At 43.2% G+C, this 14,264-nt stretch carries 12 protein-coding genes; all 12 read left to right on the top strand.

Annotated elements, in window-relative coordinates; translation table 11 throughout:
• Positions 1-71 precede the first annotated feature (71 nt).
• Positions 72-1,496 carry an NADP-dependent glyceraldehyde-3-phosphate dehydrogenase gene (locus FXF62_RS06925; protein WP_149518194.1) on the top strand — a complete coding sequence of 475 codons (1,425 nt, stop codon included), beginning with the start codon at positions 72-74 and terminating at the stop codon, positions 1,494-1,496.
• Positions 1,497-1,874: 378 nt separating this feature from the next.
• Positions 1,875-3,788 carry a 1,4-alpha-glucan branching protein GlgB gene (glgB, locus tag FXF62_RS06920; protein ID WP_149518193.1) on the top strand — a complete coding sequence of 638 codons (1,914 nt, stop codon included), beginning with the start codon at positions 1,875-1,877 and terminating at the stop codon, positions 3,786-3,788.
• A gap of 3 nt (positions 3,789-3,791) precedes the next feature.
• On the top strand, positions 3,792-4,934 hold the full coding sequence (locus FXF62_RS06915; RefSeq protein WP_149518192.1) for a glucose-1-phosphate adenylyltransferase: 1,143 nt from the start codon (positions 3,792-3,794) through the stop codon (positions 4,932-4,934).
• A complete protein-coding gene (gene glgD / locus FXF62_RS06910) occupies positions 4,924-6,063 on the top strand; it encodes a glucose-1-phosphate adenylyltransferase subunit GlgD (RefSeq protein WP_149518272.1) in 1,140 nt (379 codons plus the stop codon). Before FXF62_RS06915 ends, glgD begins: the two co-directional genes overlap by 11 nt.
• Entirely contained in the window at positions 6,060-7,490 is a 1,431-nt protein-coding gene (glgA, locus tag FXF62_RS06905; protein WP_149518191.1) for a glycogen synthase GlgA, read from the top strand. The genes glgD and glgA overlap by 4 nt, the downstream gene beginning before the upstream one ends.
• A 301-nt stretch (positions 7,491-7,791) precedes the next feature.
• Positions 7,792-8,292 carry a phosphatase PAP2 family protein gene (locus tag FXF62_RS06900; RefSeq protein WP_149518190.1) on the top strand — a complete coding sequence of 167 codons (501 nt, stop codon included), beginning with the start codon at positions 7,792-7,794 and terminating at the stop codon, positions 8,290-8,292.
• A 148-nt stretch (positions 8,293-8,440) separates the two neighbouring features.
• On the top strand, positions 8,441-9,382 hold the full coding sequence (manA, locus tag FXF62_RS06895; RefSeq protein ID WP_149518189.1) for a mannose-6-phosphate isomerase, class I: 942 nt from the start codon (positions 8,441-8,443) through the stop codon (positions 9,380-9,382).
• A gap of 180 nt (positions 9,383-9,562) precedes the next feature.
• Positions 9,563-10,732, top strand: a complete 1,170-nt coding sequence (locus FXF62_RS06890) for an AI-2E family transporter (protein ID WP_149518188.1) — start codon at positions 9,563-9,565, stop codon at positions 10,730-10,732.
• On the top strand, positions 10,725-11,954 hold the full coding sequence (locus tag FXF62_RS06885; RefSeq protein WP_149518187.1) for a tetratricopeptide repeat protein: 1,230 nt from the start codon (positions 10,725-10,727) through the stop codon (positions 11,952-11,954). The genes FXF62_RS06890 and FXF62_RS06885 overlap by 8 nt, the downstream gene beginning before the upstream one ends.
• 100 nt (positions 11,955-12,054) lie before the next feature.
• On the top strand, positions 12,055-12,360 hold the full coding sequence (locus FXF62_RS06880) for a DUF4298 domain-containing protein (protein ID WP_149518186.1): 306 nt from the start codon (positions 12,055-12,057) through the stop codon (positions 12,358-12,360).
• 159 nt (positions 12,361-12,519) lie between these two features.
• Positions 12,520-13,269, top strand: coding sequence for a PHP domain-containing protein (locus tag FXF62_RS06875; protein ID WP_149518185.1), 750 nt, complete (start codon positions 12,520-12,522; stop codon positions 13,267-13,269).
• 115 nt (positions 13,270-13,384) lie between these two features.
• Entirely contained in the window at positions 13,385-14,104 is a 720-nt protein-coding gene (gene budA, locus FXF62_RS06870) for an acetolactate decarboxylase (RefSeq protein WP_149518184.1), read from the top strand.
• Positions 14,105-14,264 lie beyond the last annotated feature (160 nt).

Here is a 14,264-nt window from a genome sequence, read left to right as displayed (position 1 = left end):
TTTATAAAATTTAGTTGAAATTTTCAGAAAATTTGATAAAATGATACTTAATAACATTTTGGAGGGGACACGTGACACAATATAAGAGCTATATAAATGGAGAGTGGAGAGCTTCTGAAAATGAAATCACCATCTCATCTCCTATCAATAATGAGATTTTAGGAACTGTGCCTGCCATGAGTCAGGCAGAGGTTGATTATGCGATGGCGAGCGCTCGTGCGGCTTTGCCAGCTTGGCGCGCCCTTTCAGCAGTCGAACGTGCAGCTTATCTGCATAAGGCCGCGGATATTTTGGAGCGCGATCAGGAGAAGATTGGAGAAATCCTTGCAAAAGAAGTTGCCAAGGGTATTAAAGCGGCGATTGGAGAAGTTGTTCGGACAGCAGACTTGATTCGCTATGCGGCTGAAGAGGGAATTCGTATTCACGGTCAGGTTATGGAAGGTGGCGGCTTTGAAGCTGCCAGCAAGAAAAAACTGGCTATGGTTCGTCGTGAGCCTGTAGGAGTTGTCTTGGCTATTGCGCCATTCAACTACCCAGTCAACTTGTCTGGTTCTAAGATTGCTCCTGCCCTTATCGGCGGAAACGTCGTGATGTTTAAGCCACCTACACAAGGTTCAATTTCTGGTCTGCTCTTGGCTCAGGCTTTTGCTGAGGCTGGTCTGCCTGCTGGTGTTTTCAATACCATCACAGGACGTGGTTCAGAAATCGGGGACTACATTATTGAGCATAAGGAAGTAAACTACATTAACTTTACTGGCTCCACTCCAATCGGTGAACGCATCGGTAAGTTAGCTGGTATGCGTCCAATTATGTTAGAATTGGGTGGTAAGGATGCTGCAGTTGTGCTGGAAGATGCTGACTTGGAGCATGCAGCTAAGCAGATTGTTGGCGGGGCATACAGTTATTCCGGTCAGCGCTGTACGGCTATTAAACGTGTCATTGTCATGGAGAGCGTTGCAGATAAATTAGTAGCGCTGATTAAGGCAGAGGTAGAGAAACTGACGGTTGGGGATCCCTTTGATAATGCGGATATCACACCAGTCATTGATAATGCATCAGCAGATTTCATCTGGGGCTTGATTGAAGATGCTCAAGAAAAGGGAGCGTCAGCCTTGACAGAAATCAAACGTGAAGCAAATCTCATCTGGCCTGCCTTGTTTGACCATGTGACACTGGATATGAAATTAGCTTGGGAAGAGCCATTTGGTCCTGTTCTTCCGATTATTCGTGTGACTTCCGTTGAAGAGGCTATTCAGATTTGTAACCAGTCAGAATTTGGTCTTCAATCTTCAGTCTTTACAAATGATTTCCCGAAAGCATTTGAAATTTCTGAAAAGCTGGAAGTGGGTACTGTACATATCAATAATAAGACCCAGCGTGGTCCAGATAACTTCCCATTCCTTGGTGTTAAAGGGTCTGGAGCCGGAGTGCAAGGGATTCGTTACAGTATCGAAGCGATGACACAAGTGAAATCCATCGTGTTTGATGTGAAATAATGAGAAAGGCGGCTTTGTGCGGCCTTTTTTCTTATCCTGATGAACTTGTAAATCTAACAAGTGTTCGAACAATATAAAAATAAGTAAGCATTTATATTTTTGATTGCTTATCATTTTAAAATGTAAATTTACATATTGGTCTATACAATTTTTAATCGTTTTATCTCTAATTTTATATCAAATAATTCGGGTAAAAGCCTGTAGAATCAGTATTTTATGAGATCTTCTTCAACGATCTATTGATATAGCAACTCATTCTTTTGAAGAAATTGGGCTTTTGAAATTTTTGAGATAGTTTTTGGAAATTTACTTGAAAAATATAAGAAAATGGGGTAAAATAGAAACATAGAAAACGCTTACAAATAGAAAGGTGACTAAATGGACAAAAAAGAAGCATTAAGAACCTTTACAACAGGTGAAAACTTTCATTTGCAGCATTATTTAGGAGTGCATCAGGATGTGGTGGATGGTAAGGCTGGCTACACCTTTAGAGTCTGGGCTCCAAATGCGCAGAATGTGCATCTGATTGGAGATTTTACCAACTGGTATGGAGAGCAGATTCCTATGACTCGCAATGAAGGCGGTGTCTGGGAGGTCTTCACGGATTTGCCTAAGGAAGGAGATATTTATAAGTACAATATCAAACGCAGTAGTGGTCAGGAAATCTTGAAAATTGATCCGCTGGCTATCTATTTGGAAGAGCGCCCAGGTACGGGAGCTATTGTTCGGACTATTCCAGAGAAGAAGTGGCAAGATGGGCTTTGGTTGGCTCGGAGAAAGCGTTGGGGCTTTTTCTCAAGACCAGTCAATATTTATGAAGTGCATGCCGGTTCTTGGAAACGCAATCCTGACGGCAGTCCATACTCTATGGCTCAGCTTAAGGAGGAGTTGATTCCTTATCTGGTCGAAATGAACTACACGCATGTTGAGTTCATGCCGCTCATGGCTCATCCTTTGGGACTCAGCTGGGGTTACCAGCTCATGGGTTACTTTGCCTTTGAACATACTTACGGAACGCCAGAGGAATTTCAGGACTTCGTCGAAGAATGTCACTTGAATAATATTGGTGTCATTGTGGACTGGGTTCCAGGTCACTTTACCATCAATGACGATGCCTTGGCCTACTATGATGGAACACCAACCTTTGAGTACCAGGATCATGACCGAGCTCACAACTATGGCTGGGGTGCCTTGAATTTTGACTTAGGAAAAAATGAAGTGCAATCCTTCTTGATCTCTAGCATCAAGTTCTGGATTGATTTCTACCATCTAGATGGGGTTCGTGTGGATGCGGTTAGCAACATGCTCTATCTAGACTACGATAGTGGTCCTTGGCAGCCAAACAAGGACGGGGGTAATCGTAACTATGAAGGCTATTATTTCTTGCAACGTTTGAACACAGTCATCAAGCTATTTCATCCAGATGTTATGATGATTGCTGAAGAGAGCTCGTCCGAAACCAAGATTACGGGCATGAGAGAGATGGGCGGTTTGGGCTTTGACTTCAAGTGGAATATGGGTTGGATGAACGATATTCTCCGTTTCTACGAAGAAGACCCGATTTATCGCAAGTACGATTTTAATCTGGTGACCTTCAGCTTTATGTATGCTTTTTCTGAAAATTTCCTCTTGCCTTTCTCTCACGACGAAGTCGTTCATGGCAAGAAGAGTATGATGCATAAGATGTGGGGTGACCGCTATAATCAATTTGCTGGTCTCCGCAACCTCTTGACCTATCAAATCTGCCATCCAGGCAAGAAATTGCTCTTTATGGGTTCAGAATTTGGTCAATTCCTAGAGTGGAAGTCAGAAGAGCAGTTGGAATGGTCAAATCTGGACGATTATATGAATAAGCAGATGCAAACCTTCACTTCTGAGCTCAATGCCTTCTATAAAGACAATCGACCGCTTTGGGAGATTGATTTGAGCTATGATGGCATCGAAATCATTGATGCCGACAATACCGATCAGAGCGTCCTTTCTTTTATCCGTAAGACGGAAAAAGGGGATATGCTAGTCTGTGTGTTCAATATGGTGCCAGTAGAGCGCAAAAACTTTACAATTGGTGTGCCAGTGGCAGCCGTTTATGAAGAAGTATGGAATACTGAATTAGAGAAATGGGGAGGTGTTTGGAAAGAACACAACGAAACAGTTCAGTCTCAAGAGGGACTATGGAAAGATTATCCGCAGACCTTGACCTTTACACTACCAGCTTTGGGAGCAAGTATTTGGAAAATCAAGCGTCGTGTGAATGTTCGTAAAAATGCTAAAAAAGATTCCACAAAGGAGTAGGATATGAAGAATGAAATGCTAGCTTTGATTCTTGCCGGTGGGCAAGGAACTCGTCTTGGAAAGCTCACACAAAGTATTGCGAAACCAGCAGTACAGTTTGGCGGTCGTTATCGTATCATTGATTTCGCCTTGTCAAACTGTGCCAACTCTGGGATTAACAATGTCGGTGTGATTACACAGTACCAACCACTTGCTTTGAACAGCCACATCGGGAACGGTTCAAGCTGGGGCTTGGATGGTATCAACACAGGTGTATCCATTCTTCAGCCTTACTCTGCCAGTGAAGGAAATCGTTGGTTTGAGGGAACTAGCCACGCTATTTTCCAAAATATTGACTATATTGACAGTATCAATCCTGAATATGTCTTAATCCTATCTGGAGATCATATCTACAAGATGGACTATGATGATATGCTCCAATCCCATAAGGATAACAGCGCTAGTTTGACGGTTGCTGTCTTGGATGTGCCTCTTAAGGAAGCTAGCCGTTTTGGTATCATGAATACCGATGCCAACAATCGAATCGTTGAATTTGAAGAGAAACCGGAAAATCCTAAATCAACCAAGGCTTCTATGGGTATCTATATCTTTGACTGGCAACGTCTCCGCAATATGCTGATTGCTGCTGAAAAGACCAATGTAGATATGTCCGACTTTGGTAAAAATGTTATCCCTAACTATCTTGAATCTGGCGAAAGCGTTTATGCTTATGAATTTAGTGGCTACTGGAAAGACGTTGGTACGATTGAGTCACTTTGGGAAGCGAACATGGAATACATTAGTCCAGAAAATGCTTTAGACAGTCGTGATCGTCAGTGGAAAATTTACTCACGTAACTTGATTTCACCACCAAACTACCTTGGTGCAAATGCTCATGTTGAAGATTCTTTAGTAGTTGACGGCTGTTTTGTGGATGGAACTGTTAAGCATTCTATTCTTTCAACAGGCGCTCAAGTTCGTGAAGGCGCAGAAGTCACTGATTCTGTCATTATGAGTGGCGCTATTATCGGGCAGGGAGCTAAGATTAAACGTGCAATCATTGGTGAGGGCGCAGTCGTTTCTGATGGTGTAGAGATTGACGGAACAGATGAAGTGCAAGTAGTCGGATATAATGAAAAAGTGGGGGTACCAACAGATGAAGATTGATAAATATTCAGCGATTTTAGGAAATACGGTCGGTTTCCACGACATGTCAACCTTAACAGAGCATCGTCCAGTTGCCAGTTTGCCATTTGGTGGGAAATACCGTTTGATTGATTTCCCACTTTCTAGCCTTGCTAATGCTGGTGTTCGTAGCGTCTTTGGTATCTTTCAGCAAGACAATATCAGCTCTGTATTTGACCATATTCGTTCAGGTCGTGAGTGGGGCTTGTCCACACTTTTGAGCCACTACTATCTAGGCATTTACAATACTCGTGTAGAAAGCAGCACAGTTGGTAAGGAATATTATGAACAGTTATTGACTTACTTGAAGCGTTCAGGCTCTAACCAAACTGTAGCCCTCAACTGTGATGTGTTGATCAACATTGACCTTAATCAAGTCTTCCACTTGCATAATACAACCAAACAACCGATGACAGTGGTTTACAAGAAATTGCCATCTAAAGATATTTCAGATGTCAATGCAGTTCTGCAAGTCAGTGAAACAGACCATGTCCTAGGACATAAGCTGCATAGTGATAGAGACGAGGGCGAGCTTTTCAATATGTCTACAGATATTTTTGTAGTAGATACGCCGTGGTTGATTGAAAAATTGGAAGAAGAAGCCCAAAAAGAATTCCCGCAAAAACTGCGCTATGTTCTTCGGGACTTGGCAGCTGAAGTTGGAGCTTTTGCTTACGAATACACAGGCTATCTAGCAAATATCCACTCTGTTGGTTCTTACTATAAAGCTAACATTGACATGCTTGAACAGCAGAAATTCTATTCTCTCTTCTCACCAAATCACAAGATTTATACAAAGGTGAAAAATGAAGAGCCGACTTACTATGCAACTACATCAAAAGTAAATCGCTCTCAGTTTGCGTCAGGTAGTATTGTAGAAGGTGAAGTTGTAAACTCTGTTATCTCGCGGAATACAAGAATTTTAGCGGGTAGCAGTGTCAAAGACAGTCTTCTCTTCCCACGTGTTGTCGTTGGAAAAAATACAGTGGTAGAATATGCAATTGTGGACAAGGGCGTTGAGATTGCTGAAGGAGTAGTCGTTCGAGGTACAGCGGAACATCCAGTTGTGCTGAAGAAAGGTCAAAAAGTTACAGAGGACATCGTTTCATGAAAATTTTATTTGTAGCAGCAGAAGGAGCACCTTTTTCCAAGACGGGTGGTTTGGGAGACGTTATCGGCGCCCTTCCCAAATCCTTGGTCAAAGCTGGCCATGAAGTTGGGGTTATTCTGCCATACTATGACATGACGGATGCTAAATTTGGTGATCAAGTTGAAGACCTCTTCTCCTTTGAAGTCAGTGTCGGCTGGCGTCGGGAGTATGTCGGTGTCAAAAAGATTGAGTTGGAAGGTGTGAACTTCTACTTTATCGACAATCAGCATTATTTCTTCCGTGGGCATGTCTATGGTGATTTTGATGACGGCGAACGCTTTGCCTACTTCCAATTAGCAGCAATCGAACTGATGGAGCGCATTGATTTTATTCCAGATGTTCTCCATGCGCACGACTACCATACGGCTATGATTCCTTTCTTGGTCAAGGAAAAATATCGCTGGATTCAGGCCTATAATAACATCAAGACAGTGCTGACGATTCACAACTTAGAGTTTCAGGGACAGTTTTCGGACAGCATGCTCTGGGAACTCTTTGGTGTCGGCTATGAACGTTATGCGGACGGAACTCTCCGATGGAACGACTGCCTCAACTGGATGAAGGCGGGCATTCTCTATGCAGATCGTGTGACAACTGTTTCACCAAGCTATGCCAACGAAATTCGGACGGCTGAGTTTGGTTGCGGTCTGGATCAGATTCTTCGGATGGAGTCAGGCAAGTTGATCGGTATTGTCAATGGTATTGACACAGATATCTACAATCCAGAAACCGATAAATTGCTGGCTTACCACTTTAATAAAGATGATTTGACTGGGAAATTGGAAAACAAACGGGCTCTTCAAGCAAAAGTAGGCTTGCCAGTTCGGGATGATGTTCCTGTCGTTGGTATCGTCTCTCGTTTGACACGTCAAAAAGGCTTTGATTTGGTGGTGGAAGAGCTGCATAATCTACTTCAGGAAGATGTACAAATTGTGCTACTTGGAACAGGTGACCCTGCATTTGAACGTGCCTTCGCTTGGTTTGGCCAGGCTTATCCTGAAAAACTATCCGCTAATATCCTTTTTGATGTTACTTTGGCTCAGGAAATCTATGCAGCGAGTGATATTTTCCTCATGCCGAGCCGCTTTGAACCTTGTGGTCTGTCTCAGATGATGTCCATGCGTTACGGGACACTGCCACTGGTTCACGAGGTTGGTGGTCTTCGGGATACGGTTGAACCTTACAATGTTTATAGTGGACAGGGAACAGGTTTTAGCTTCAATAACTTCTCTGGTTATTGGCTAACCTGGACTTTCAAAGAAGCCCTCAATCTTTACTGGCATGACCGAGAAGCTTGGCGCAGTCTGCAAACTCAGGCTATGGAAAGAGATTTCTCTTGGGATACAGCCAGTCGAGCATATAGTGATTTATATGAGTCACTACTCTAGTATGTTGCATTAGAACAGCAATCCTCTCTTGTTTTGACAAGAGAGGATTTGTCGGGTAAGTGGTCTTTCTTATGTTGACATCTTATCCAGACTGATGCCTTTTCCTAAAAGAAAGGAAGTTGATTCGTAAAAAAGGAAATCTGGAACTTGGAGAAATAAACCTCTTCAAAAAACATGAACAATAAGAGATTGGGGCTTGGGTCTCAGTCTCTTTTGCTATCCATCTACCATCTTGTCTAAAAATATGCTATAGTAAAGAAAGTATGAGAGTCCAACTTTTAGAAAAGCAGGGTAAGCAAGCATGAAAGACTACACGATTTTTTATCAACAATTAACGGCTCCCTTTCGCAGTTGCCCTAGGATAGTGAAAGGGATGGCCTATTTTAATAGGGGGATGACTGTTTTTATGCCTCTAGTGTATGGATTGGTCTTGATTGATGCCTTTCTGATAGAAGGTTGGAAAGGGCTGCTTGCTTTATTCTTCCTGCCAGCTATCGGATTTGGCCTGTTGACAGCGATTCGTAAACGGCTGAATCAAGCGCGCCCTTACGAAAAATGGGCTATTCAACCCTTGCTGGCCAAGGATACATCAGGAAAGTCCATGCCCAGCCGCCATGTCTTTTCGGCGACAGTGATTTCCATGTGCCTACTCTACTTTTTCTGGCTGCCGGGGCTTATCTGCCTCTTGCTTTCAGCAGGGCTGGCTGCGGTGCGCGTGATTGGCGGGGTGCACTATCCAAAGGATGTGCTGGTCGGATATCTTTGTGGCATTTGCTGGGGAGCTTTACTCTTTTTATTATAAAGGTCTGGCCAGAGCCAGATTTTTTTATGTAAAGTAAGGTAGGAGTAGACAAAGGACCCGAGTCTATATTATAATGTAAGCAGTACCAAACTTTCATCTCCAAGGAATATGGGATTTTGGAAGATGAAAAATATGTAAGGAGACTATTATGTCAGAACCGTTATTTCTACAGTCTGTGATGCAGGAGAAGATTTGGGGTGGCACTAAGCTGCGCGATGTCTTTGGCTATGAAATTCCCAGCGACCATGTGGGCGAGTATTGGGCGATTTCGGCTCATCCCAACGGTGTCTCAACCGTCAAGAATGGCCGTTTTGCAGGTCAGAAGCTAGATGCGCTCTATGCCGAGCACCGTGAGCTCTTTGGTAATCGTCCAGAGCCTGTCTTTCCGCTTTTGACCAAGATTTTAGATGCCAATGACTGGCTCAGTGTTCAGGTCCATCCAGATGATGCTTATGGACTGGAGCACGAAGGAGAACTTGGCAAGACTGAGTGTTGGTATGTTATCGCTGCAGACGAAGGAGCAGAGATTATCTATGGTCACAATGCCCAGAGCAAAGAAGAGCTACGCCAGCAAATCGAGAGCAAGGACTGGGATCATCTTTTGACCAAAATTCCGGTCAAGGCTGGTGATTTCTTTTATGTGCCAAGTGGCACCATGCATGCCATCGGCTCAGGCATTCTGATTTTAGAAACTCAGCAGTCTAGTGATACCACTTATCGGGTCTATGACTTTGATCGCAAGGACGATGCTGGCAATCTTCGTGAGTTGCATTTGGAGCAATCTATTGATGTTTTGACTATCGGCGAGCCTGCTAATAGCCGTCCCGTTACCATTCAGGCAGATGATTTGACTTCTGCTCTTTTGGTGGCCAATAACTTCTTTGCTGTTTACAAGTGGGATATTGCCGGTTCTGTTGAATTTAAAAAGACAGCAGATTACAGTCTGTTCAGCGTTTTGGAAGGTACTGGCGAGTTGACAGTGGATGGACTAGTGTATCCAATCGAAAAAGCCTCTCATTTCATCCTGCCGAGCGATGTCACAGAATGGACCTTGTCTGGCGACTTGCAACTAATTGTCAGCCATCCATAGTGAAAAAATACATAGACCGAGTGCTCATCTCGGTCTATTTTTCTTTATTTTCGCAGAAAAATAGGCCTTTAGTTACAATCAGTGAAAAAGTCTAATAAATAAGGCATTTCATCATGGTTGCTTGAAGATATTTTTTCTGAAAAATGTTACAATGAAGAGGAATATCCAAAGGAGTCGAATATGGAACACAAAGAAAAAGATTTTAGTTTATCCTGGTTTTTTAGATGGTTCTTGGATAATAAGGCCATTACCGTATTTTTGGTGACCTTGCTCATCGGTTTGAACATTTTTATTCTTAGCAAAATTAGCTTTATTTTTACACCAGTGATTGAGTTTATTGGTGTCATTATGTTGCCAGTGATTTTGGCTGGGCTGCTTTACTATCTGCTCAATCCCATTGTCGACTGGATGGAAAAGCGCAAGATTAGCCGTGTGGCTGGAATTACGATTGTCTTTGTCTTGATTGGTATCTTGATTGTGTGGGGCTTGGCAGTTGCTATTCCTAGCTTGCAGCATCAGATAGTGAGTTTTTCAAAGAATGTTCCCGCCTATCTCAAGCAAGCCAATAAAATGATTGAAGATGTTTTGGCCAATCATATTTCAGATGATTTGAAGCCACAAATCGAGCAAGTTACGAATAAGCTTTCGACCCAGATTACTTCATGGGCTAGCAATTTTTCATCTAAGGCAGTCAATTGGGCCAGCAATTTGATTAGTACGGCTTCACAAATCATTGTGGCTATTATCATCATGCCTTTTATTCTTTTCTATTTGCTGCGCGATGGGAAAAATCTCAAAGGCTATGTAGTTCAGTTCTTGCCAACGAAATTCCGCGAGTCATTTGGTCAGGTTATGACGGATGTTAACACCCAGCTGGCCAATTATGTTCGTGGTCAGGTGACCGTAGCGATTATTGTGGCCTTTATGTTTATGATTCTTTTCAAGATCATCGGCTTACGTTACGGTGTGACTCTAGCCGTTGTGGCAGGAGTTTTGAACTTAGTTCCTTATCTGGGAAGCTTCCTTGCCATGTTACCAGCCTTGGTTCTTGGCTTGATTGCTGGTCCGATCATGCTGTTGAAAGTCATTATTGTCTTTATCGTGGAGCAGACTATTGAGGGGCGCTTCGTGTCTCCATTGATCTTGGGAAGCCAATTAAGCATCCATCCGATTACGATTTTATTTGTTTTGCTGACTTCAGGAACCATGTTTGGTATCTGGGGCGTCTTGCTGGGGATTCCAGCTTATGCGTCAGCCAAGGTTGCCATCACAGCGCTCTTTAAGTGGTACAAGAAGGTCAGCGGTTTGTATGAAGAAAGTGTTCAAGAATTAGGAGAAGGCAGTGAGTAAGAGTGAACAAATGTTAACAGCCCTGCAAAATCAGGATTTAGCGCAGGCTGAGAAGTATTTTGAAGAGGCTTTGAGCCAAGATACCGATCAAGAGTTATTAGAATTAGCCGATTACTTGGAAAGTATCGGCTTTTTCCCTCAAGCCAAGCGAATTTATGAAAAATTGGCTCCGATTTTCCCCGAGTCCTATATCAGTCTGGCAACGATCGCTACTGACGATGGTGACTTGGAAGAAGCTTTTGCTTATTTAGAGGAAATTGACCCGGCTAGTGAATGGTATGTGACTGCTCTCTTGGCCAAGGCTGACCTCTATCAGCTAGAAGGATTGCCAGATGTGGCTCGCGAGAAATTGCTGGAAGCTACCAAACTGTCGGACGAACCTTTGGTGACTTTTGGTTTAGCAGAAATTGAGTTTGAATTGGAAAATTTTGCCCAGGCTATCAAGGAATATGCCCAGCTAGATAATCGCTCTATCTACGAGCAGACAGGCGTATCTACCTATCAGCGCATCGGTCTTTGCTATGCCAGTCTGGGGAAAATTGAAGCTGCCATAGAATTTTTGGAAAAGGCTGTGGAGCTAGAGTATGACGAAGAGACGGTCTATGAATTAGCAGCTATCTTGTATGAGCAAGAGGAATACCAAAAAGCTAATTTGTACTTCAAGCAGCTGGATACGATTTCGCCAGATTTTGAAGGCTATGAGTATGCCTACGCGCAGTCTCTCCATGCGGAGCATAAGATCGAGGAAGCTTTGGCAATGACTGAGCAAGGCTTGACCAAAAATCCTTTCGAGACTCGCCTTCTTCTCTTTGCTTCCCAACTATCTTATGAACTGCATGATGTGGAAAAATCTGAAAACTACTTGCTGTCAGCTCAGGAAAACGCAGATGATTTGGAGGAAATTGCTCTGCGCCTGACCAATCTCTATCTGGAGCAGGAACGCTACGATGAGGTCTTAGCTTTTGAGGAACAAGAGCTAGACAATGTCTTGACCCGTTGGAATCTGGCACGTGCTTATCAGGCATTGGAAAATCTGGAGAAAGCTGGGGAGCTTTATCAGGAACTGGCAGTAGACTTGCAGGAAAATCCTGAATTTCTGGAAGAATATGTTTATCTCTTACGTGAATTAGGGCGTGTGGAAGAAGCGAAAATACAGGCTGGCAAGTACCTGCGTTTGGTTCCAGATGATACTACTATGGCAGATTTGTACGAAAGTTTGTAAAGTTTTTTTGGAAAATCTCTTGCCTTGCTAGCTTTGGGGCATATTAGCAAGAATATTTTCTTACGGACACGATAGTTTGATTAAAGAAGGAGTGGATATAATGTCCCAATTGAAACGAATCCAAGAAATGGAAGAACATTTGAATCAATACGCTCAGACGCTGGCTGCAGCTCAATCAGCTTTGGCTGAGCTAGAGGGCAGCCAGAAGCATTATATCCAGCTCCGAGATTATTACACCAGCCAAGCTTTCTTTGACGATTTGGAATTTTCCAATCGACCTGACTTTCCTGAGGATGTGGACTGTGGCGTTCTTAGCGAAGATGCTGTCTATGACCTGATGGGAGAGCACTTTGAGATGGCGTTGCAGCTACTAGATCTATCCAGTGCCATGCTGAAAGAAAGGTAGAATCCTAGGAAGATTCGTGAAATAAAATGACTTCTGTTGAAAAGCTAGAGCATGGAATAAGGGTAACTTAAAAAGTCGGAAATGTAGAAAATCCTAAACAAAATCCGACCAACTATTGACATTATTAAAGGACACAAGATTTGCAGAAAGGCGACAAGCATGCGCGACAACCATCTTCATACCTATTTTTCCTATGATTCTGAGGCAGATTTCTGTGACTATCTGGACCATTACGAGGGCGAGATTGTCACCACAGAGCACTATGATTTGTCCAATCCCTACCCTTACGAAGCTGACTCGCCCCACGATGATGTGCCTGACTATGAGGCCTATTCAGCAAAAATAGCAGAGCTGAAACAGCAATATGGCAACCGCATCAAAAAGGGCATTGAAATTGGCTATTACGCCCCGCGTAAGGAGGATATTCTGGCTTTCCTAGCGGACAAGGACTATGATCTCAAGCTCCTATCTGTTCACCACAATGGCAGTTTTGACTATCTGGAAGAGCCAGTCTTGCAGCTGGATAAGATGGAGTTAATTCCCCGCTACCTGAGAGAGTTAGAAGAGGCTATCGAGGCTGTGCCAGCAGATGTACTAGCTCACTTTGATTATGGTTTCCGAAAATTTGCGCTTACCGTAGAGGAGTTAAAAACTTTTGAACCAGAGCTGCGACAGCTTTTTCAAAAGATGATTAATCATGGACTGGCCTTTGAGCTCAACTGTAAGTCCATGTATCTTTACGGTCACGAGGAACTCTATATCTATGCTCTTGGTCTGGTCAAGGAGCTGGGTGGTCAGCGCTTTTCAGTTGGCTCCGATGGCCATAAACTAGAACATTTCCGCTTGAAGTTTGACCGTGTGGCTCAAATCCTCGCTGATGCTGGTATTGAGGAAAGCCAGCTGATTTAAGGCATCCCGTGCGGTTTTTCAAACCTCCATTAAACGCATTTTTTGAATTTTGACCAGAATATGATATACTTAATTATCTTAGAAAATACAGAAATTTGTTGATATAGGAGAAAAAATGGCAGAGCCAGTGAAATTATTTCAGTATAATACCCTAGGAGCTTTGATGGCTGGACTTTATGGTGGGAGCATGACGATTGGGGAGCTCCTGAAATACGGCGATTTAGGGATTGGTACACTGGATTCCATTGATGGGGAATTGATAGTTCTTGATGGTAAGGCCTATCAGGCTAAGGGATCTGGCAATGTGCCTGAAGTTGTTGAAGTTTCAGATGATGTGACAGTGCCCTACGCTGCGGTTGTCCCACATCAAGCGGAGGTCATTTTCCGCCAACGCTTCGAAATGACAGATGAGGAGCTGGAACAGCGAATTGAATCCTATTACGATGGGGAAAATCTATTTCGCTCCATCAAGATTCATGGAGAATTTTCCCACATGCATGTGCGAATGATTCCAAAATCAACCTCAGAGAAAAAGTTTGCTGAAGTAGCCGTAAGTCAGCCTGAGTACCATGCTGATAATGTCTCCGGCACCATTGTTGGTTTTTGGACACCCGAAATTTTCCACGGTGTCAGTGTAGCCGGCTATCATCTTCACTTTATTTCGGACGACCATACCTTTGGTGGTCACGTTATGGACTTTGTTATCAAGGAAGGGATTGTGGAGCTAGGTGCTGTCGATCAGTTGGATCAACGTTTCCCAGTTCAAGACCGTAAGTTCCTCTTTGCAAAATTCAATGTCGATGAAGTAAGATCAGATATGGACAAGGTTGAGTAGTCAATTACTGTGACAATTGTCTACTTCTGATAAAAAAAGAGGCTAGGAATCCGCGGTCCCAACCTCTGAAAGATAACTAGAATTTTTAATTGGCTCTTTTCTACCATTTGTCAAGTCTATCAAGGCTTTAAGTAAAAAAAGAGATAAGACAGTAGCTATT

It is taken from the genome of Streptococcus cristatus, from assembly GCF_008369405.1.
GTDB classification, from domain to species: Bacteria; Bacillota; Bacilli; order Lactobacillales; family Streptococcaceae; genus Streptococcus; species Streptococcus cristatus_G.
This window is presented reverse-complemented; position numbering and strand designations above follow the sequence as displayed.

Excerpts from the sequence above, each read along its gene's own strand:
- glgB (WP_149518193.1), top strand. The coding sequence starts at position 1,875 with ATGGACAAAAAAGAAGCATTAAGAACCTTTACAACAGGTGAAAACTTT.
- manA (WP_149518189.1), top strand. The coding sequence starts at position 8,441 with ATGTCAGAACCGTTATTTCTACAGTCTGTGATGCAGGAGAAGATTTGG.
- FXF62_RS06890 (WP_149518188.1), top strand. The coding sequence starts at position 9,563 with ATGGAACACAAAGAAAAAGATTTTAGTTTATCCTGGTTTTTTAGATGG.
- FXF62_RS06875 (WP_149518185.1), top strand. The coding sequence starts at position 12,520 with ATGCGCGACAACCATCTTCATACCTATTTTTCCTATGATTCTGAGGCA.
- FXF62_RS06900 (WP_149518190.1), top strand. The coding sequence starts at position 7,792 with ATGAAAGACTACACGATTTTTTATCAACAATTAACGGCTCCCTTTCGC.
- FXF62_RS06915 (WP_149518192.1), top strand. The coding sequence starts at position 3,792 with ATGAAGAATGAAATGCTAGCTTTGATTCTTGCCGGTGGGCAAGGAACT.
- budA (WP_149518184.1), top strand. The coding sequence starts at position 13,385 with ATGGCAGAGCCAGTGAAATTATTTCAGTATAATACCCTAGGAGCTTTG.
- glgA (WP_149518191.1), top strand. The coding sequence starts at position 6,060 with ATGAAAATTTTATTTGTAGCAGCAGAAGGAGCACCTTTTTCCAAGACG.
- glgD (WP_149518272.1), top strand. The coding sequence starts at position 4,924 with ATGAAGATTGATAAATATTCAGCGATTTTAGGAAATACGGTCGGTTTC.
- FXF62_RS06880 (WP_149518186.1), top strand. The coding sequence starts at position 12,055 with ATGTCCCAATTGAAACGAATCCAAGAAATGGAAGAACATTTGAATCAA.